Origin of the sequence: Sphingomonas sp. Leaf34, assembly GCF_001421805.1 — a bacterium.
Taxonomy (GTDB): domain Bacteria; phylum Pseudomonadota; class Alphaproteobacteria; order Sphingomonadales; family Sphingomonadaceae; genus Sphingomonas.
Window position 1 is genome coordinate 1021643 of sequence record NZ_LMLC01000001.1, and the last position, 21005, is coordinate 1042647.

Annotated in this window: 16 protein-coding genes; 9 read left to right on the forward strand and 7 right to left on the reverse strand. The window is 67.7% G+C overall.

The window, feature by feature from the left end:
• Positions 1 to 119 precede the first annotated feature (119 nt).
• From ASF00_RS04640 to ASF00_RS04650, 3 genes are all read right to left on the reverse strand, one after another.
• Complete coding sequence (locus tag ASF00_RS04640) at positions 120 to 2039, reverse strand: CocE/NonD family hydrolase (RefSeq protein WP_235525610.1); 1920 nt, start codon at positions 2037 to 2039, stop codon at positions 120 to 122.
• A gap of 102 nt (positions 2040 to 2141) precedes the next feature.
• Positions 2142 to 2441, reverse strand: coding sequence for a hypothetical protein (locus tag ASF00_RS04645; RefSeq protein WP_055874704.1), 300 nt, complete (start codon positions 2439 to 2441; stop codon positions 2142 to 2144).
• A 29-nt stretch (positions 2442 to 2470) separates the two neighbouring features.
• Positions 2471 to 5293 (reverse strand): M16 family metallopeptidase, encoded by a 2823-nt coding sequence (locus ASF00_RS04650; protein WP_200910470.1) that lies wholly within the window; start codon positions 5291 to 5293, stop codon positions 2471 to 2473.
• Between the two features lie 738 nt (positions 5294 to 6031).
• Here ASF00_RS04650 and ASF00_RS04655 point away from each other — a divergent pair.
• Positions 6032 to 7558 (forward strand): M23 family metallopeptidase, encoded by a 1527-nt coding sequence (locus tag ASF00_RS04655; RefSeq protein ID WP_055874707.1) that lies wholly within the window; start codon positions 6032 to 6034, stop codon positions 7556 to 7558.
• Positions 7559 to 7602: 44 nt separating this feature from the next.
• Here ASF00_RS04655 and ASF00_RS04660 read toward each other — a convergent pair whose 3' ends face one another.
• Both ASF00_RS04660 and ASF00_RS04665 read right to left on the reverse strand, forming a co-directional pair.
• A complete protein-coding gene (locus ASF00_RS04660) occupies positions 7603 to 8127 on the reverse strand; it encodes a YceD family protein (RefSeq protein WP_055874710.1) in 525 nt (174 codons plus the stop codon).
• Entirely contained in the window at positions 8124 to 8630 is a 507-nt protein-coding gene (locus ASF00_RS04665; protein WP_235525611.1) for a ubiquinol-cytochrome C chaperone family protein, read from the reverse strand. The genes ASF00_RS04660 and ASF00_RS04665 overlap by 4 nt, the downstream gene beginning before the upstream one ends.
• A 143-nt stretch (positions 8631 to 8773) precedes the next feature.
• Here ASF00_RS04665 and ASF00_RS04670 point away from each other — a divergent pair, with 143 nt between their 5' ends.
• The 6 genes from ASF00_RS04670 (at position 8774) to ASF00_RS04695 (ending at position 15424) form a co-directional block, all read left to right on the forward strand.
• Complete coding sequence (locus ASF00_RS04670) at positions 8774 to 9274, forward strand: outer membrane protein assembly factor BamE (protein WP_055874713.1); 501 nt, start codon at positions 8774 to 8776, stop codon at positions 9272 to 9274.
• 149 nt (positions 9275 to 9423) lie between these two features.
• Complete coding sequence (locus tag ASF00_RS04675) at positions 9424 to 10884, forward strand: glycosyl transferase family protein (protein ID WP_082463213.1); 1461 nt, start codon at positions 9424 to 9426, stop codon at positions 10882 to 10884.
• A gap of 50 nt (positions 10885 to 10934) precedes the next feature.
• Positions 10935 to 11882, forward strand: a complete 948-nt coding sequence (locus tag ASF00_RS04680) for a hypothetical protein (RefSeq protein ID WP_055874717.1) — start codon at positions 10935 to 10937, stop codon at positions 11880 to 11882.
• Between the two features lie 67 nt (positions 11883 to 11949).
• Positions 11950 to 12864: a sulfite exporter TauE/SafE family protein gene (locus tag ASF00_RS04685; protein WP_055874720.1), complete on the forward strand. Its 915-nt coding sequence runs from the start codon at positions 11950 to 11952 to the stop codon at positions 12862 to 12864.
• 62 nt (positions 12865 to 12926) lie between these two features.
• A complete protein-coding gene (locus ASF00_RS04690; RefSeq protein ID WP_055875449.1) occupies positions 12927 to 13646 on the forward strand; it encodes a TIGR02186 family protein in 720 nt (239 codons plus the stop codon).
• Between the two features lie 107 nt (positions 13647 to 13753).
• Positions 13754 to 15424, forward strand: coding sequence for an ATP-binding protein (locus ASF00_RS04695; RefSeq protein ID WP_055874723.1), 1671 nt, complete (start codon positions 13754 to 13756; stop codon positions 15422 to 15424).
• Positions 15425 to 15448: 24 nt separating this feature from the next.
• Here ASF00_RS04695 and ASF00_RS04700 read toward each other — a convergent pair whose 3' ends face one another.
• Together ASF00_RS04700 and ASF00_RS04705 are read right to left on the reverse strand one after the other, a co-directional pair.
• Positions 15449 to 15988, reverse strand: a complete 540-nt coding sequence (locus ASF00_RS04700; protein ID WP_055874726.1) for a SixA phosphatase family protein — start codon at positions 15986 to 15988, stop codon at positions 15449 to 15451.
• Positions 15989 to 15996: 8 nt separating this feature from the next.
• Positions 15997 to 18696: an ATP-dependent DNA helicase gene (locus ASF00_RS04705; RefSeq protein WP_055874729.1), complete on the reverse strand. Its 2700-nt coding sequence runs from the start codon at positions 18694 to 18696 to the stop codon at positions 15997 to 15999.
• 290 nt (positions 18697 to 18986) lie between these two features.
• Here ASF00_RS04705 and ASF00_RS04710 point away from each other — a divergent pair, with 290 nt between their 5' ends.
• A complete protein-coding gene (locus tag ASF00_RS04710; protein ID WP_055874731.1) occupies positions 18987 to 19292 on the forward strand; it encodes a hypothetical protein in 306 nt (101 codons plus the stop codon).
• Positions 19293 to 19351: 59 nt separating this feature from the next.
• Positions 19352 to 20917 (forward strand): lysine--tRNA ligase, encoded by a 1566-nt coding sequence (locus ASF00_RS04715; RefSeq protein WP_055874734.1) that lies wholly within the window; start codon positions 19352 to 19354, stop codon positions 20915 to 20917.
• The last annotated feature ends 88 nt before the right edge of the window (positions 20918 to 21005 follow it).

A 21005-nucleotide genomic window follows, 5' to 3' on the forward strand; every position in this document is an offset into this window, starting at 1 on the left:
CCCATGGCGTACTAAGAACCAGTTACGCGACCAAAGGCCAACCTATATCAACCCGTACTTTCCTTACATCGTCCGATGGCGCGACCGGAAAAGATGTCGATCCGGTCGCGCATAATCGATCAGCGCACCAACGGCAGGTTGATATAGCTCTCGTCAGGTCCGGCGATCGTCACTTTCTGCGTTGCCTTCACGTAATCCTTGGGCTGCGCAAAAAAGATGTTCGGGACGAAGGTCTGGGGATTGCGATCGTAGAGGGGGAACCAGCTCGACTGCACCTGCACCATGATCCTGTGCCCCGGCAGGAACACATGATTGGTCGTCGGCAGCGCGAACTTGTATTTCAGCGGCACGTTCGCGGCGATTGGCTTGGCGACCGCCAGATCTTCGCGGTAGCGCCCGCGGAAGATATCCATCGCGACCGACAGCTGATAGCCCGCCATCGCCTTGTCACCCGGATTGACGTCCGGATACACGTCGATCAGCTTGACGACCCAGTCGCTGTCGGTGCCGCTGGTCGACGCGGTCAGGTTTACCTCCGGCACCCCCGCGATCGTCGTCGGCGCGGTCAGCGCATCGGTCGTGAAGGTCAGCACGTCGGGGCGGCCCGAGACCGCGCGCTGATCGTCGACCAGCCACTGTTTCCACGTCGATCCGCTCGCATAGGTCGGCAGCGTCGGGCGCACGCGGTAGCTGACCGGCGCCGCCGGATCGGAGATATAGTCCGCGGTGGTCGCCGCGCCGCCCGCCGCCTGGAAGCCTAGCGCGCCGCCGGGCTTGAGGTAGAGCGGCGTGCCCGCGGTGGGTTCGCTCGGCCAGCGCTGGAGCTTCTGCCACTCGTTGCGGCCCGACTGGAACATCGTGACGGGTGCGACGTCCATCGCGGGCTGGTCGCTCTTCAGATAATGCGCGAGGAACGGCGCGAGCACGTGCCAGCGCCACCATTTGGCGGTGTCGGCATCCCATTTGATCGCGCCCAGCGCGCTGCCGTCGCGCACCTCCTGCCCGTGATACCAGGGCCCCATCGACAGATAGACCATGTCGTTGGCGGTGTCCTTGGTCTCCAGCGCACGGTAGACCGCGGGCGCGCCGTAAATATCCTCCTGATCCCACAGCCCGCCGACGATCAGCGTCGGCACCTTGAGCGGCTGGCCCGCGAGCACGGTGTCCATCGCCTGGCTCGACCAGAACGAGTCGTACGCCGGATGCTGCGTGATCTTGCGCCAGAAGCCGAGCTGCTCGAGCCCCTGCGCCTTGCCGATCGCCCCCGCCGAGCCGCCCTTCAGGAAATAGTCGTAATCGTCCGCGGTGTCGGTGATCCACGGCGTGCCCGCGTCCTTGGTCGCTTCCTGGCCGAGGATGTAGGGCATCATGGCTTCGCGGAACGCGCCGTTGTGGAACCAGTCGTCGCCGCGCCAGCCATCGACCATCGGGTTCATCGGCACCGAGACCTTGAGTGCGGGGTGCGGATTGATCAGCGCCATCAGCGGCAGGAAGCCGTCATAGCTGATCCCGCTGATCCCCACGCGGCCGTTCGATTCGGGGACGTGCTTCACCAGCCAGTCGATCGTGTCGTAGGTGTCGGTCGAATCGTCGGTCCTGGTCGGGTTCTGCGCGGTCCCGGCGCGCGCGGGATTCATCATGTAGATGCCCTGCGATCCGTGCATCCCGCGGACGTCCTGGATGACACGGATATAGCCGGCCGCCGCGATCACGTCGCCCGCGCCGTCGCCATGCTCGAGGATGCCCGCATAGGTACCGCTGTCGACCTTGGTCTGGCCGTCGGCGTCGTAGGGCGTGCGCGTCATCAGGATGCCCGCATCCTTCGCGCCCTTGGGGACGATGATCACCGTGTGCAGCTTCACGCCGTCGCGCATCGGGATTTCGACGACCGTGCGGACATAGTCGTAGCCGGTGTCGCGGGGCGCCATCTTGGCGGGGCGTTCGTCGTAAGTCTGCGCGGTGGCAGCACCGGGAACGGCGGTCGTCGCCAGGAGCGCAGCGGTGGCGCAGGCACCGAGCAGACGGGTCATCGATAGCATGTCTTCTTCCTTCCCTCCCGGATTGAAAAAGCAAAGGCCCGCCTTTCCGTATCGGAAAGACGAGCCCTTCTCACGTCATTCTACGGCAGATGCGCGTGACCGTCAGGCGGTCCGCGTGCCGGTCAGCGGGAAGCTGCCGAACGCGCCGGCCGCGACGCTGCCCTTGAGCATGTCGTCCTCGACGGTCGCCTTGCAGTCGAGCGTCATCGGCATCGGCACGGTCATGCTCTGCTTCCAGGTGATCGTGTCGCCCTCGACCTCGCCGGTGACGTCCATGCCGCCCATCGCACCCGATACCGCACCGGTGAAGGTGCTGCCGGCGCTGTTCACGGTCAGCGTCATCTTCTGGTCGCCCAGCGGCGACTTGACCACGCAATCCCAGCTGCCATCGACGTTCGCCATTGTATTTCTCTCCTGAGTCACAGCTCTGATCACTGGGCGCCGGCAACCGACGCCGCGGGGATGACCTCGACCGGCAGGCCGATGCTGTCAAGCTGCGGCCGCACCGTCTTCGCATCGCCGACCACGACCCAGATCGTCTTCTTGGGATCGAGGGCCTGCTGGATCGCGGTGTTGAGCTGCGGCAGGGCAAGCCCCTGGTAACGCTGCGTGATCGTCGCGTAATAATCGTCGGGCCGCTTGAGCAGGTCGTTCTGTTGCATCGCACCCAGCACTGCGTCGGACGTCTCGAAATTCCCCGATAGCGAGCGGATCGCGCCGTTGATGGCGCGGTCGAACTCGACCTGGGTCATCGGCTCGTTGCCGAGGAACGCCCCGATGTCGCTGCGCAGCGCGGCGATCGACGGACCGGTCTGGTCCGCCTGCACCGGTGCCGACAGGATGTACGGCGCGGCAAATTCGGACTGCTGGAAACGACCCGATACGCCGTACGACCAGTGCTTGCTCTCGCGCAGGTCCATGTTGACGCGGCCGAGGAAGCTGCCGCCGAGCGCATCGTTCGCGGTCACGATCGGCAGCAGGTCCTGCGTGCCCTTCAGTCCGGTCGGCACGCCCGCGATGATCACCGACTGCGGGCTGTCGGGCCGGTCGATCAGCACGATCTTGGGCGCGGACGGCGTGACGCTGGTCGGGAAGACCTTGGTGCCCGCCATGCCGGTCGGACGCCACGTCCCGAACCGCGCGTCGAGCGCCGCCTTGACCTCGGCGAGCGGACGATCGCTGACGACGAAGATCTTCGCCTTGTCCGGCCGCAGCCACGCCTGCTGGAACGCGACCAGATCCGCGCGCGTCAGCGCCGCGACCGCCTTCGGGTCGCCGCTGCCCTGCGCCTTGGCATAGGGCGAGGTCGGCCCGAGCAGCTTGGGCAGGACGCGCGTCGCCAGCCCCTGCGGGCTCGTCAGTTCCTGCGCGATCTGCGCGAGTTGCTGGTTCTTGACGCGTGCGACCTCGGCATCGGCGAAGGCCGGGTTCTGCGCGATGTCGGCGAACAGGTCGACCGCGGGCGCCAGGTTCGCGCTCGGCACCTGCAACGACAGGAACGTCCGGTCGTTCGACGCACCCGAGCCGATCTCGGCGCCCAGGCGCTCCTTGGCTTCGGCGAGCGCGACCGAATCGCGCGTCGGCGTGCCTTCGTCCATCATCGACAACGTAAGCTTCTGCGTGCCGAGCTTACCCGGCACGTCCGCCGCGACGCCGGCATCGAAGCTGAGCACCGCCTGAGTCACGGGCACCGCATCGCGTTGCGCGTATACCACCTCGATGCCGTTGGTCAGACGCGTGCGCTCGACCGGCGGGAAGCTCAGACCCGCAACCTGGCCGACGCTCGGCAGCGGTCCGCGCGTGCCCTTGAACGGCACGTCGGGTGCAGGCGCCACGGCGACCTTCGGCGGGACGGCGGCGTTGGCATAGGCATCGCGCGCGCCCGGCACGACGGTCAGCGAATAGGCGGGACGCGACAGCCACTTCACCGCCGCGGCACGCACGCTGGCGGGCGTTTCGGCCGCCAGTTGCAGAAGCTGTTTCTTGTAGAAGCCCGGATCGTTCGAATATAGCGCGCCCTCGGCGAGCGTCACGGCCTTGCCGCCGAACCCCCCGACCGATTCCAGCCCTTCCATCTTCCGCGCAGCCGTCGTCGTGGCAACGCGGCTAACCTCGTCGGCGGTCGGACCGTTCTTGAGGAAGTCCGCGAGAATCTCGTCGATCCGCTTGTTCACCAGCGCGGGGTCGACGCCCTGCCGGACGATCGCCTGGATCTCGAACATGCCGAGCTGGCTGAAGCTGCTGTCGTTCGCCGAGATCCGCGTGACCAGCTTCTCCTTCTTGACCAGCGCGGTATCGAACCGGCTGCTGGCCAGCCCGCCGAGAACGCCTGCCGCAACCTCCAGCGCGGTGCCGTCCTTGTCGTTCAGGCCCGGCACCACCCAGTTGCGGCTGATCATCACCGCGGCGACCCGGTCCTTGATCGTCTCGCTCACCGGCGCGGGCAAGGTCGGGATCGGTGCCGGCGGGACGATGCTCTCGGCGCCCCTCGCAATGCCGCCAAAATACTTCTCGGCGAGGCGTTTGCCGGTCGCCACATCGACGTCACCCGCGAGCACCAGCACCGCGTTGTTCGGGCCGTAATGATCCTTGAACCAGTCCTTCACCGTCTGCAGCGACGCGGCATCGAGATCCGCCATCGACCCGATCGTGGTGTGACCATAGGGATGCGTCGCGGGGAACAGGCCCTCGGTGATCTTGTATTCGGTCAGGCCATAGGGCTGGTTGTCGCCCTGGCGCTTTTCGTTCTGGACGACGCCGCGCTGCTCGTCGAGCACGCCCTGCGTGATCGCGCCGGTCAGATAGCCCATGCGGTCGGATTCGAGGAACAGCGCGCGGTCGAGCGCGGCGGTCGGCACCGTCTCGAAATAATTGGTGCGATCATAATAGGTCGTGCCGTTGAAGTCGGTCGCGCCGACCTGTTTGAGCGGTTCGAAAAAGTCCCCCGGCGCATTCTCCGAGCCGTTGAACATCAGATGCTCGAACAGATGCGCGAACCCGGTCTTGCCCTTGGGCTCGAACTTGGAGCCGACATTATACCAGACCGATACCGCCACGACGGGCGCCTTGCGATCGGTGTGGATGACGACGCGGAGGCCGTTCTTCAGCGTGAATTGCTGGTAGGGGATATCGACCGACTTGACCAGATCGGCGACCGGCGCGGGCTTGGCCATGGGTGGGGATTGCTGCGCCTGTGCGGCGGGAACCAGGAAGGCCGCAAGCGATACGCCGGCCAGTACGGAAAATTTCGACATCATGTGCAACATCACCCCGGTTTGTCTGCGACCGGCAGCATACGCACGTCGCCCCGCACGGCAACCAGGATCGCGAAATCAGTCGGTCACGGGGCAATCTGCCGGCGTATTTTCCGCATCGCCCGGGGATGGGCTGGACCGCCAGATAGACGATGCTCAAGAACTGGGCGGCGTTGGACGCGTCGACGTCCTGCATGCCGGCTCCAAACGCCACGACCGTGTGTCGCCCGTCGACGAACGCCCATGACCAGAGCACGGAACTTTGCGTCGCGCGCCGGAGGCGAACCTGCGCGCTGGTCAGCAGCAGGCGCGTCCCGGCAGGCAAAGCGCGACGCGTGAGGTGCCGTTCGCGCCCGGCGGCGAATAAGGCCCGCTGCCACGACCAGACGACCGCGCCGTGATATGCCACGCGCGTGAGGCCTCCTTGTGTTGCGCATCGGCCCGGGCAGCGTTGGCGACCCGCAGGCCTATCAGTCATCAACCCCGCCGGACACGGCCGCATCGCCGCGCCGACATAGGTGTCGGGATCGGCGGTGTCGGAATCGGAATTTGGCTTGTGCGCCGCGCTCTATCCAAAACGCTGCGTTCGGCGTGCCGCACCAACGCCTGATCGCGATCCGGTGTCAGGACGACGTCGCTTAAGTCGACTTTAGCTTATTATACGGCAGAGGGACTTTCTGGGTGCATTGTGCGGCGGTACCGGCCGGCAGGTCTCCTTCCAAAGGTTCAGGGCAGCACGTGTTTCTACAGGACGATCAGGAGTTCGGAACGGCCGGCGGCGCGATCGCGCGTGCGCGAACGACGCGGGTCTTCCCGTCGATCGCCGACCCGCGACGTGAGCCTAATCTCGGGCGCGTCGGGGTCGGCCGGATCGACTGGGTGCCCGATCTTGGCGCGCGGATCGGCAGCCTCGACTGGTGGCGGGGCCTCGCGACCTGTGCCGCGCTGTGCGCGGTGACCTGGGCGCTGTCGCCCGGCATCAAGCCCTTGGTCGGCGCGGTCCCCGCGCCGCTCGCCGGGGCGGAATGGGAGGAGGCGCGCGCGCAAGGCATCACCGCGATCGCACACGGCGCGACGACCGGACGACGGATGGCCGCCAACGACCTCGTCGCGCCGCTCGCCGAAGCGCCAGAGCGACCGACGATCGACCTGTCCGCGACGCTCGGCGACGGCGACCGGCTCGACCGTGTGCTGATCCGGTCGGGCGTCGGTCGCGGCGATGCCGAGGCGGCCGCCGCGCTGGTCGCGCAGGCCGTCCCGCTCGATGCTATCGGCGCGGGGACGCGGATCGCGCTGACGCTGGGTCGACGTCCCGACCGCACCGTGGCGCGGCCGCTCGAAGCGCTCGATTTCCGCGCACGGTTCGATCTCGGCCTGGCGCTGAAGCGGACCGCCACCGGGCTGGCGCTGCAGCGCAACCCGATCGCGGTCGATACGACCCCGCTGCGGATCCAGGGACTGGTCGGGTCGAGCCTGTACCGGTCGATGCGCGCCGCGGGCGTGCCGGCCAAGGCGGTCGAATCCTATATCAAAGCGATCGCGTCGCGCCTGTCGATCGGGCGCGACATCGGCGCCGCCGACAGCTTCGACCTGATCGTCGAGCGCCAGCGTGCGGCCACCGGCGAGACGCGCATCGGCGACCTGCTGTTCGCCGGGATCGACCAGGGGCGGCGCAAGGTCCAACTCGTCCGCTTCGGTCCCGATGGCGCCGGGAGCGGCGCGGCGGAGGACGATCGCGACGCCACCGATACGGCACGGGCGGGGTGGTTCGACGCCAATGGGCAAACCGAACGGCGTGCGGTGTCCGGCATGCCCGTCTCGGGCCGCATCACCTCGAGTTTCGGATTGCGGATGCATCCGCTGCTCGGCTTCACGCGGATGCACAAGGGCCTCGATATCGGTGCCCCCTATGGCGCGCCGATCCACGCGATGACCAACGGCATCGTCGCGTTCGCCGGGCGGACCGGTGGCTACGGCAATTTCGTCAAGCTGATCCATGGCGGCGGGATGGCGAGCGGCTATGGTCATATGAGCCGGATCGCGGTCGCGTCGGGCACGCGTGTCCGCCAGGGGCAGGTGATCGGCTATGTCGGCTCGACCGGGATGTCGACCGGCCCGCATCTCCACTGGGAAGTGTGGAAGAACGGCGCGGCGATCAATCCGCGCAGCGTGTCGTTCGCCAGCGTCGCGCAACTGTCCGGCGCGAGCCTGCGCGCGTTCCGCGCAAAGGTGGCGACGCTGCTGGCGGTGCGGACGGGCGGCTGAGGCGATCTATCGCTTTCCCGCCGCCACGCGGGATGCGGACCCGCTTACGCCTTGCCCGCCAACTTCGCCTTCAAATCCGCGAACGCGTTGGCGGGGCGGAACTCGTCCTCGCTGATCACGCCCGCCGCAGCGAGTGCCGCCGCCGCATTGGGTCCGCGCGGGAACGGATCGATCGCCAGCGCCAGCGTATCCGCCGCCGCCTCGCCCAGATCGATCGCGCCGCCTTCGATCGCCACCGTGTCGAGCGCGTCGTCGGACAGCTCGACCTCGTCGCCCTCCGCCACCAGCTGTTCGACGAACAGCAACGCGACGGGTTCGTCGATATGCGTATCGAGCGGCTCGTCGGTGACCGAGCACGCCTGCACCGCCGCCCCCGTCACGCGCCCCTTCACGACGATCCCGCCTTCGGTGCGCTTGATCCCCAGCCGCGCTTCGAGTCGCGTTATCGAGAGCAGCGCGAAGCGCGTCGCCAACGCCGCGCGCTCATCCGCGGTGGCGACGATCTCGACGATCCGCTCGCGCTCGCCGATCGTGTCGAGGCGTTCGGGGCGGCTGAATTCGGTCTTCACGGTAGCTCTCCTGCACGCAATTCCGTCACCGGCATGGTCGCCAGCGCCGCGTGAAACGCCATCACCGACTGGCGGACATGCGCGAGCGCGGCATCGTCCGGCGTGACGCCGCGGTACAGGTTGCGGACCAGCGCCGGGCCGATATCCCCCGCCGCCAAACCGTCGCGATACGCGCCGAGCCGACCGCCGAGCATGCTCATCATCTTGCCGATATGCTTGCCGACGATGATGTCGCCGATTCCGATCTCGCGCAATTGCCCGTCCATGTCGTCGACGAAGCGCTCCGCGAGCCGCGCCGCGGGATCGCCGCCGGCCGGATCCGCCTCGAGCCGCAGCATCACGATGGCGAGCAAGGTGGCGATCATGTCGAACCGGCCATCGACCGTGTCGGGCACCGCCCCGTCCAGATACCAATGTTCCGCGCGCGCCCGGCGCACGACCGCGGTGTATAACGGCAACGCTTCGTCCGGCTTCTCGCCGAGCAGTCTTCCCAACCAGCTCAATCGCCCGTCCTTAAGATCGTAACCGCGCTTCGGCTTGTTTGCCCGCGCAACCTCGCATATCGAGGCGATCGGCGGCCGATGCAAATGCGTTCGCCGGTGTTCCGCGTTACCCAGTCTCGGCAGAGTATGCCCCGGGAGAGTCTATGAGCGTCGTTTCCACCCGTATCGTCCAGATCGCGGCCCTCGGCCTCGTCGCGTCGGCGAGCGCGGGCTGCACCCAGCTTCGCTCGCATCAGGGCTATGTCGTCGACACCGACCTCGTCAACTCGGTCCAGCCTGGCGTCGACAATCGCCAGTCGGTGCTCCAGACGCTCGGCAAGCCGACGCTCGCGGGACAGTTTGATCAGGGCGACTGGTATTATTTGGCGCGCGACAGCCGCAACCTGGCGTTCCGCAATCCGCGCCCGAACGCACAGATCACGGTGCAGATCAGCTTCGACCAGAAGGGCACCGTGACCGCGATCCGTCGCGGCGGGCTCGATCAGGTCGCGTCGGTCAAGCCGTACGGCAAGACGACGCCGACGCTGGGGCGCGAGCGTGGGTTCTTCCAGGATCTGTTCGGCAACATCGGTACCGTCGGCGCGGCGGGTGGCGGCAGCGGCGGTGGCAGCAACACCGGCGGCGGCGGCCGCGATCGCCCGTAACCGGGATCGGTACGCGTCACGGATAAGCGGTCGCGCGGCCGTTTGAAGACCAACGCGGCCGCGGTGACCGTCGTCGCAAACATCCGTTTCGGATCTGACTGAATCCGAAACGGATTCATGCCCGTGTACCCTTCCAATCGGGGGTGGGCATGGTCGAGTCGTTATGGATTGTCGACGGTGTCGCACGGGAAACCTTGCTGTTTGCGGGCGTCGGACTGTTTCTCGGCGGCCTCGACGATCTGCTGGTCGACCTCATCTTCATCGCGCACCGGATCCGGCGGGGTCGTCAGCCGCCGCTAAGCCTGGCGACGTTGCCGCCGCCCCGTCGCTCCGGCCCGATCGCGGTATTCGTCGCGGCGTGGGACGAGGTCGCGGTGATCGGTGCGATGCTATCGGCCGCGCTCGATCGCTACGACCATGACGATTACCGGATCTATGTCGGCCTGTATCCCAATGATCGCGGCACGATCGACGCGGCGGCGCGCGTGGCCGAACGCGATCCGCGGGTCCGCCTCGTCATCGGGGCGCGCAACGGGCCGACCACCAAGGCCGACTGCCTCAACACGCTGTGGCACGCGCTGTGCCGTGACGATGCGCGTGACGGTCGGGCCAGCAAGGCGATCGTGCTGCACGACGCCGAGGATGTGGTGCATGCCCACGAGCTGCGCGTCTTCGACAGCCTAATCGACCGGTATGAGGTGGTGCAACTGCCCGTCCTGCCGCTGGTCAATAGCGGCGCTAGACTGGTCTCCGGGCATTACGCCGACGAATTCGCCGAGTCGCACGCCAAGCAGATCATCGTCAGGACCGCGCTCGGCGCCGCGATGCCGCTTGCCGGGACCGGTTGCGCGATCGACCCGGCGATGCTGGCGAAGATCGCGCAGGATCGCGGCGGCGATCCGTTCGATTCGACCAGCCTGACCGAGGACTATGAACTCGGCCTTCGCCTAGCCGAAATCGGCGCGCGCGGTATCTTTGCGCGGGTCGCGGTCGACGGTGCCGGCACGGTCGTCACGGTCCGTGCGTATTTTCCCGGAACGATGGCCGAATCGATCCGCCAGAAGACCCGCTGGATGACGGGTATCGCGCTGGCCGGCTGGGATCGGACCGGCTGGGCGCGCCCCTATGCCCTGGCCGACCACTGGATGCGGATGCGCGACCGCCGCGCACCGCTCGGGGTCTTGATCCTTGCGGTCGCCTATCTCGCCATACCGGTCTGGGGCGTATCGCTGATGCTCCACGGGGTGTGGGGCGACGCCATGCCCTACACCGACCGCGCCAATCCGCTGGCGACGGGGCTGTTGATCGCCAACACCGCGTTGCTGGTCTGGCGGCTGGCGATCCGGATGCTCTTCACGGGGCGAAGCTATGGCCTGCACGAGGCGGTCTGGGCATTGCCACGCTTCTTCGTCGGCAATCTCGTGTCGCTGGTCGCCGCCCCGCGCGCGGTGCTGCGCTATATCGGCATGCTGCGTGGTGCCACGCCGGTATGGGACAAGACCCGTCATGAATTTCCCGACCTGCTGGCGGTCCCCGCACCGCCGGGCCCTACGGTCTTCGCAGCAGGGAATCCGCATGATCCGGACGTCGTCACCGCTCGCGCAGGATGACGGGCGGGCGCCCCCTCCGTTTTCTTGCGCTGGCGCTTGGGGGATGGGTAGTGATCCGGATCGCAGTGCTGCTACCCGAAATCCGGGCGGTGCCTGCCGCAGACGTCATTCCGCGGTTGATCGCGGCTCTCGTCCCCGATGTCGCTGCCACCGGTCTTGCGCAACGTCACGCCGCTCCATCCTCCGGGCATGCTCGCACCAGCCCGCGGCTGGTGATCCCGTCGCCGCACCCGCAGCCGCAGCCGCAGCCGCCCCGTCGCCTAGAACGGCCGCCCGAGGCCAGCGTCATGATTCTAGCTGCGCGTGTCGCACCGGATCGCCGGATCGATCTGATCCCATCGCCCCGCGCACCACCAGCCCCGCTGCGGGGAACGAGCCGGCTGACCGGCAGTGCGTGGCTGCTCGTCCGCGGCGGCCCGGCGGGCACCGTATCGGGTGGCCAGCTTGGCGCGTCGCAGGGCGGCATGCGGTTCACCTACGCACTGGGCCGACACCGCCGCGTCGCGCTTGCCGCGCGTATCGCCGCCCCGCTCAAGGGGCGTGGCCGCGAGGTCGCGCTCGGCGTCGAATGGCAACCCCTGAAGCTGCCAATCCGCGTGGTCGCCGAACAGCGCCTTGTCCTCGACGGCGGTCGCGGCGGGCCGACGGTCGGCGTGATCGCCGGCTATGGCCCGGCCGACATCGCGCCGGGCATCCGGATCGAGGCATATGGTCAGGGCGGCGTGATCGCGCGCGCGGGCGTCGAGGGATTCGTCGACGCATCGGCCCGCGTCACGCATCGCATCGGCAAGATCGGTGACGCGCGTATCGATATCGGGATCGGGGCTTGGGGCAGTGCGCAGCGTGCGGCGGCGCGGTTCGATATCGGACCATCGGTCGTCGCGACGCTGCCGATCGCGCGCACATCGCTTCGCCTGACGCTCGACTGGCGCGAGCGGCTCGCGGGCGACGCGCGTCCGGGGTCGGGACCGGCGCTATCGATCGGCAGCGACTTCTGAGCCTTCATCCGATCGGTGCCGAGTCGAGCCTAGCCCCGCGCGCGCAATCCGGTGTAACGCTGCCCGCGTGGATCTGTATCTCCCCGTCGCCAACCTGTCGGTCAATGCGCTCGTCATCATTTTGCTCGGCGGCGGCGTCGGGCTGTTGTCGGGGATGTTCGGGGTCGGCGGCGGCTTCCTGACGACGCCGCTGCTGATCGTCTACGGCATCCCGCCGACCGTCGCCGCGGCCTCGTCGGCGAGCCAGGTGACCGGCGCCAGCGTCTCGGGCGTGTTCGCGCATTTCCGGCGCAAGGGGGTCGATACCAAGATGGGCGGGGTGCTCGTCGCGGGCGGCATCCTCGGCTCGTTCTTCGGCGCCTGGCTGTTCCGTCTGCTCCAGCAGAGCGGCCAGATCGATACGGTGATCGCGATCGTCTATGTCGTCATGCTTGGCTCGATCGGCGGCATGATGGCCAAGGAATCAATCGGCACGATCGGTCGCGCGCGCACCGGGCGACCGCCCAAGGCGCGCAAGCGCCGCCATCACCCGCTCGTCGCCGCGCTCCCGCTGCGGACGCGCTTCTACGCGTCGGGGCTCTATATCTCGCCGCTCGCGCCGTTGCTGCTCGGCTTCTTCACCGGCATCCTGACGATCCTGCTCGGCATCGGCGGCGGCTTCATCCTCGTCCCCGCGATGATCTACCTGCTCGGCATGGCGACCTCGGTGGTGGTCGGCACGTCCTTGTTCCAGACGCTGTTCGTGACCGCGGTCGCAACGATGGTCCACGCGACGACGACCAAGGCGGTCGACATCGTTCTTGCCGGTCTGCTTCTGCTCGGCTCGGTGGTCGGCGCGCAGATCGGTGCGCGCTTCGCGACCAAGTTCCGTCCCGAATATCTTCGCCTTGCGCTGGCGGTGATGGTGCTGCTGGTCGGCGCACGCATCCTGCTCGGGCTGGTCTGGCGGCCCGAGGAAATCTTCTCGGTCGCGTTGTCGTGAAGGTCGGGATCGTGAGCGCCCGGACCGTGAAGGCCTCGATCGTCCTGCTGGCCCCGTTGCTGATGGCGCAGGCCAAGCCCGTGCTCGTCCCCGACGTGTCGCAGCGCAATATCGAGATCGCCTACAGCTTTACCGGTGCCGAACTGCTCCTGTTCGGCGCGATCCTCTATCCCGGCGGTCGCCTGCCTACCGACGAGCAACCCACCGACATCGTCGTCGTCGTGAAAGGTCCCACCCAATCGATCCTGATGCGCGAAAAGGAAAAGGTTGCCGGGATCTGGGTCAACGCCGCGCGGCTGCGGTACCGGTCCGCTCCCAGCTTCTACGCGATCGCCTCATCGAAGCCGATCGACCGCCTCGTCGATGACCGAACGCGGGCGATCTACGAACTCGGGCTCGACAGCCTGCAATTGTCGCCCGCGTCGAGCGCGCCCGCCGACACGCAGGACCGCTTCCAAAAGGGTCTTGTCGACCTCAAGCGTCGCGCCGGATTATATTACGAGGCGCCGCGTGCGGTGGAGATCACCGATGACGTCCTCTACCGGGCGCGGGTCTCGATCCCGGCGCGCGTGCCGGTCGGACGCTTCACCGCAGAGACCTTCCTCATCCGCGATGGCCGCGTACTGGCGGCGGCGGTACGCGACATCGACATCCGCAAATCCGGCTTCGAACGCTTCGTCGCTCGTGCCGCCGACCGGTCATCGGTCGTCTATGGGCTGGTCGCCGTCGCGCTGTCGGTATTTCTTGGCTGGGCGGCCGGCTGGATCGCGCGCCGCGTCTAGTCCTTGCGCCAGACAAAGCGTTAACGCCGCAGTCACCGGATATTTACGCCTTTGCTGCCAGACGGTTGGTAATGACTGGGACCGTAGTGACTGGGGATAGTGCCAGAATGAGCGATATGCCGGGACCAGACTCGTTCCTGCGCGCGACACCGCTGACGGGCGGTGCGCCCGCATACCGTGCGCCGCTCGCACCGATCGGCGTGGTGTTTGCGATCGCCGGCTCGAGCAGCCGCGTGCTGATCGACCGCGCGTCGATCGGCGCGCTGTGCGACGATCCCGATCCGGTCGTCGGCGCGGCGGGTCAGGTCGGCAGCCAGGTCAAGATGCGCGTCGGCGGATCATGGCTGGTCGCCAATATCCGTTCGCTGAAGCTCGAGGACAATGCCGGCACCTGCATCGCCGCCGAGATCGACTTTCTCGGCGAAGGCGATGAGGAACGACTGACCGGCAAGCTCCACCGGTTCCGCCGCGGCGTGACGCGCTATCCGATGCCGGGGTGCGAAGTGTTCGCGATCACCACCCCGGATCTGCAACAAATCTATGCCGCCGAGGACCGCGCGAACATCACCATAGGCACGGTCTATCCCACGGAGGACATCCGCGCCGCGCTCTACGTCGATGCGATGCTCGGCAAGCATTTCGCGCTCGTCGGGTCGACCGGCACCGGCAAGTCGACCAGCGCCGCGCTGATCCTCCACCGGATCTGCGACCTTGCACCGCAGGGTCATATCGTGATGATCGACCCGCACGGCGAATATGCCGCGGCGTTCAAGTCCAATGGTGCGCTATACGACGTCTCGAACCTGCAGATGCCGTACTGGCTGATGAATTTCGAGGAACATTGCGAGGTGTTCCTCACCACCAGCGGCGCCGCACGCCAGTTCGACTCGGATATCCTCGCCAAATGCCTGCTCGCCGCCAAGGCCAAGAGTCGCCTCGGCCAGGAAATTCCGAAGCTCACCGTCGACGCGCCGATCCCGTACCTGCTCAGCGACCTGACGACGATCATCAGTGCAGAGATGGGCAAGATGGATCGCGCCGGCGACATTGCGCCCTATCTCCGCCTGAAAACCAAGATCGACGAGATCAAGGCCGATCCGCGCTATGGCTTCATGTTCTCGGGCATGCTCGTCGCGGACACGATGGCGAATTTCCTCGCGCGCATCTTCCGCCTGCCCGGCGACGGCAAGCCGATCTCGATCATCGACGTCTCGGGCGTACCGTCGGAGATCACCTCGGTGGTGGTCGCCGTGCTTGCCCGGATGACGTTCGATTTCGCGATCTGGTCGCGCAACGAGCCGCAACGGCCGATCCTGCTCGTTTGCGAAGAGGCGCATCGCTACATCCCCGCGGGTCGGGAAACGACCAGCTCGGTCGGCCGAATCCTTGGGCGGATTGCCAAGGAAGGGCGCAAATACGGCGTGTCGCTGGGCCTGATCACGCAGCGTCCGTCGGATTTGGCGGAAGGGGTGCTGTCGCAGTGCGGCACGATCATCGCGATGCGTCTCAACAACGACCGCGATCAGGCGTTCGTCCGCGCGGCGATGCCCGAAGGCGCCCGCGGTTTCCTTGATTCGATCCCGGCACTGCGCAATCGTGAATGCATCATCTGCGGCGAAGGCGTGACGATCCCGATCCGCGTGAGCTTCGACGGTCTCGACGAATCGAAGCGCCCGGCCTCGGGCGATCCGATGTTCTCGGCACTGTGGCGCGACGTCGGCCATGAAGACCAGATCATCGCCCGGACGATTCAACGCTGGCGTGCGCAGGGCAAATAGACCGGCCGCCAGCGTGGCGCCGCGTCAGTCGGCGTCGGGACCGAGCGTCGGATCGAGATCGCGCGGGCGGATGAAGCGCGTCAGGCGCGCGCTGCCAGACGCAATGTCTTCCCAGCTACCGGCCTCGAACTGAAGCTCGGCAATGCTGGCGGTCGGGTATTTGTCCTCGACCGCATCGCGTAACGGATCCGCCGCGTCGGCAACCAGTAGCAGGACGAGGTCTTCGAGCCCCGGATTATGCCCGACCAGCAGCGCGCGCTCGGCGTCGGCCGGAAAGCCGTGCACCACGTCGAGCAACGTCGCCGCCGACGCAAGATACACGCGGCGGTCCAGGACCGGTGCGATCGTCCGGCCATAGCCCGATTCGATCTGCGCCAGCGTCTCCGACACGCGCACCGCGGGCGACGCGATCGCGTGGTCGAACGTCAGTCCCAGCGTCCGCATGTGGCGGCCGACCATCGCCGCGGCGCGCTTGCCCTTGGCGTTGAGCGGGCGATCGAAATCGCGCGCGACCGGATCGTCCCAGCCGGATTTGGCGTGGCGCAACAGCGTCAGCGTCTTCATGGCAATCCTCAAGCCGGTTCGCGGCTTTCATGCCCTACGCTAGCGCGCGAGGAAAGCCGGCTTGCGACTCGGGCTACCGCTTCTTCGAGCGTCACGCGCGCGATCGGCACGCCCGGCGGGAACGCGGCGAGCAGGCGCGAGGGCATCGCCGCCGACAGCATCACGAACACGCCCGAATCGTCGGCGCGGCGGATCAGCCGGCCGAACGCCTGCGCCAGCCGCGCGCGGACGAGCCGGTCGTCATAGGCCGAGCCGCCGCCCGCAAGCCGCCGCGCGGCGTGGAGCACCGACGGTTTCGCCCAGGGCACGCCCTCCATCACCACGAGCCGCAGCGATTCGCCGGGGACGTCGACGCCGTCGCGCAGCGCATCGGTGCCGAGCAGCGAGGCGCCCGGATCGTCGCGGAAGATGTCGACCAGCGTGCCGGTATCGATCGGATCGACGTGTTGCGCGTGGAGCGGCAGGCCTTCGCGCGCGAGGCGATCGGCGATGCGGCCGTGCACGCCGCGCAGCCGCCGGATCGCAGTGAAGAGCCCCAGCGTCCCGCCGCGGCTGGCGACGATCAGCTGCGCATAGGCGTTGGCGAGCGCGCCTATGTCGCCGCGCTTCACGTCGGTGACGATCAGGACTTCGGCCTGGCGGGTATAGTCGAACGGGCTCTTCGCCTCGAACCGCGCGGCGGGGCGCAGCAGATGCGGCGCGCCGCTGCGGGCTTCGGCCACTTCCCAGTCGCCGCCGCCGGTGAGCGTCGCCGAGGTGACGAGCGCGCCGTGTGCGGGCTTCAGCACGATCTCGGCGAACGGTCGCGTCGGGTCGAGCCAGTGGCGGTGGAGGCCGATGTCGAACTCGCGGCCCTCGATCCGGTCGACCGCGAGCCAGTCGACGAAATCCCCGTCGACGGGGCCGCCGACGCGCGCGAGCAGCGACAGCCACGCCGCGACCGTCTCCGCGCGCCACCCGATCGAGGCGATCGCGCCCTCGACGCGCGCGCGGGCGGGGCCGTCCATCCAGTCGGGAGCCTCGGCGAGCACCGCCTCGAGACGGCGGCCGAGCGTCACGAGCGGACGGACCAGCGCGTCGAGCGCGGCGGCGGCGGGCGCCGCGGCCTCGATCAGAGTCGCGTCGGGTTCGGCGAGTTCGGTTTCCAACCCATAGCCCGCGTCGCCCGGCTGCTCGGCGCGCGCGTAGGTGAGCCCGCGGACGGCGGCGAGCAGCGTCTCGATCGGACCGAACGGCGCGCCTTCGCCAAGCCGTTGCAGCCAGCCGTCGCTCGCCAGCGCCCCCGCCGCGGTCACCGCGTCGCTGATCGCGCGCGCGCCCTGTTCGTCATAGCTCGCGAGGTCGGACAGCCGTGCGGCAAGGCCGCGGCGCCGGCCACGCCCGCCCGATTCGGGGCCGAGGATCCAGCGGCGCAGTTCGATCGTCTCGGCACCGGTCAGCGCGGTCGCGAACATCGAATCGGCGGCGTCGAAGATGTGGTGGCCCTCGTCGAACACATAGCGTGTCGGCCGGGTCGCGAGTTCGCGGCCGCGCGCCGCGTTGACCATCACCAGCGCGTGGTTGGCGATGACGATGTCCGCGTCCGACGAGGCGCGCGCGGCGCGCTCGATGAAGCATTTCCGGTAATGCGGGCAGCCGGCATAGACGCATTCGCCGCGCCGGTCGGTCAGCGCGGTCGATCCGTTGCGGCGGAACAAAGTCGGCAGCCAGCCGGGCAGGTCGCCGCCGACCATGTCGCCGTCGGCGCTATACGCCGCCCAGCGCGCGACGAGATGCGCGAGAATCGCCGCGCGGCCCGCGAACCCGCCCTGCAGCGCGTCCTCGAGATTGAGCAGGCACAGGTAATTCTCGCGGCCCTTGCGCGTGACGACCTTGGCCTTGCGGATCGCGGCGTCGGGATAGAGCCGCGCGGTTTCCTGTCCCAACTGGCGCTGCAGCGTCTTGGTATAGGTCGAGATCCACACCGCGCCGCCCGCCTTCTCCGCCCAGAGCGACGCGGGCGCGATATAGCCGAGCGTCTTGCCGATCCCGGTCCCCGCTTCGGCGAGGACGAGGTTGGGCGTGTCGCGCATCGCGCGCGGCGCGAAGGCGGCAGTCGCGGCGCCGGCATAGGCGCGCTGGCCGGGGCGTTCCTCCGCGCCGTGCCCGGTGAGGTCGACGAGGCGCGCTTCGGCATCGCCGGGCTCGATCGTGACGGTGCGCGGGGCGGGGCGCGGCGCATGCTCCTCCCATTCGGGCAGCACCGAGAACAGCCAGCGTTCGTTGACGGACGGCTTCTTCAGCCGCTCGGCGACGACCGGCGCCCAGGGCCAGCGCAGGCGGAACAGCGATTGTGCCGAGGTCCACGCGCCTTCGCGCTCGGGCCAGTCGCCATCGGTCAGCGCCAGCATCGCCTCGGCCGCACGCAGCAGGAACGACGCGACTTCGGCATCCTCGCTCGGCACGTCCAGCCCGGTGACCCGCGCGATGCCCTTTGGCGTCGGCACCGCGAACTGCCCAGGCCGCAGGAACGCGTAAAGTTCGAGCAAATCGAGCCCCGACAGGTCGGGATAGCCGAGCCGCTGCCCGATCAACGGCGCGTTGAGCATGATGACCGGCGTGTCGGCGGCGACCCGGATCGCCTCGCCCCGCCCGATCGGCCGCGCGCCCTCCGCATTCGCGATCCAGATGCCGGCGTGGCTGGCGTGGAGGGCGGGATAGGGAAGCACCGCGCAACCTTGTGCCAAGAGGAACGAAAGGGCAACCTTTTGTGGGGCTGTCGTGCTGCAAACAGGACTTAGCGATCCTCCCCCGCCAGGGGGAGGTGGCAGGCGTAGCCTGACGGAGGGGGCGGTAGGCGATCACCTGCGTTCCGTGTCCTCCCCCTCCGACGCCTGCGGCGCCACCTCCCCCTGGCGGGGGAGGATCTTTTTTGGGGGCGGCCGTTGCGCAACCGGTACGGTGCACATGCGTTGCGCATCGATCGATACCAACAGCTTATCTTCACAGGACGATCATCATGCGGAAGTTTCTCATGGCGCTGAGCGCGCTCTCGCTTGCCATTCCGGCTGCCGCCGTGATCCCCACGGACAAGGCCGAAGCGCGCTCGAAGCGCGAATATCGCGGGCATGACCGCCGCTACCGGGCGAAGCGCTGCCGCCATTCGAGCGGCACGACGGGTCTGGTCGCGGGCGGCGTCGGTGGCGCGGTGCTCGGCAATGCGGTCGGCGGCGGGTTGCTCGGCACGCTGGCGGGTGGTGCAGCGGGTGCGCTGGGCGGCCGCGCGGTCGATCGGACGATCACCGCGAAGGACCGCTGTCGCTGATTGACGTATGCGGCGGTGGGGGTGACGGACACGAACGCACGCGCTAGTCGCGATGCATCATGATCGACGACATCCGCACCGCCGCCCTCGAGTCCAAAGCTTGGCCGTATGAGGAGGCGCGCAAACTTCTCAAGCGGTATCCAAACGGCAAATCGGGCGCGCCGGTGCTGTTCGAGACGGGCTATGGACCGTCGGGGCTGCCGCATATCGGCACGTTCAACGAGGTGTTGCGCACGACGATGGTGCGCAACGCCTTTCACGCGTTGAGCGACACGCCGACCCGGCTGATCGCGTTCTCGGACGACATGGACGGGCTGCGTAAGGTGCCCGACAACGTCCCCAACGGCGACATGCTGCGCGAGCATCTCGGCAAGCCGCTGACGCAGATCCCCGATCCGTTCAGCACGCATTCGAGCTTCGCCGCGCATAACAACGCGATTTTGCGCGAATTTCTCGACCGCTACGGCTTCGACTATGAATTCGCGTCGTCGACCGACTATTACACCAGCGGCCGTTTCGACGAGGCGCTGAAGGGCGTGCTGCGGCATTTCCAGGGCATCCAGGACGTGATGCTGCCGACGCTGCGCGCCGAGCGCCGCGCGACCTATTCGCCGGTGCTGCCGATCTCGCCAACCAGCGGCATCGTGCTGCAGGTGCCGATCGAGGTGATCGATGCCGAGGCCGGGCTGATCGCGTTCGACGATGAGGGCCAGCGGATCGAGCAGTCGGTGCTCGGAGGCAAGGCCAAGCTCCAGTGGAAGGTCGACTGGGCGATGCGCTGGGTCGCGCTCGGCGTCGATTACGAGATGGCGGGCAAGGACCTGATCGATTCGGTGACGCAGTCGTCGAAGATCGCGCGCGTGCTCGGCGGTCGCCCGCCCGAGGGCTTCAACTACGAGATGTTCCTCGACGAGAATGGCGAGAAGATCTCGAAGTCCAAGGGCAATGGCCTCAGCCTCGACCAGTGGCTGACCTATGGCCCGCAGGAGAGCCTCGCCTTCTACGCGTATCGCGAGCCGAAAAAGGCCAAGTCGCTGCACATGGGCGTGATCCCGCGCGCGGTGGACGAATATTGGCAGTTCCGCGGCAATTATGGGTCCCAAGACCTGAAGCAGAAGCTCGGCAATCCGGTCCACCACATCCATGACGGCAAGCTCCCCGAGGGCGAGCTGCCGGTGACGTTCGGGCTGCTGCTCAACCTCGTCGGCGTGATGGGCGATGCGAGCAAGGCGCAGGTCTGGGGGTATCTCGCGAACTACGTCCCCGATGCGTCGGCGAAGAGCTATCCCGAGCTCGACAAGCTGATCGATCACGCGCTGGCCTATGGCCGCGATTTCGTCGCGCCGACACTCAAGCGCCGCGCGCCCGTGGCGCACGAGGTCGCGGCACTCGAGCGGCTCGACGCCGAACTCGCCGCGCTGCCGGCCGAGGCGAGTGCCGAGGATATCCAGAACATCGTCTACGAGATCGGCAAGACCGGCGGGTTCGAAAACCTGCGCGACTGGTTCAAGGCGCTGTACGAGACGCTGCTCGGCTCCGAGCAGGGGCCGCGGATGGGCAGCTTCATCGCGCTGTACGGCGTGGCGAACTCGCGGAAACTGATCGCGGAGGCCTTGGCGCGGTAAGGGCGTACCTCGCACAAGATATCCACCCCGGCGGAGGCCGGGGCCCAGTTGGGGGACCTGCATAACGGCGTGCAGCGTGTCGTTACTG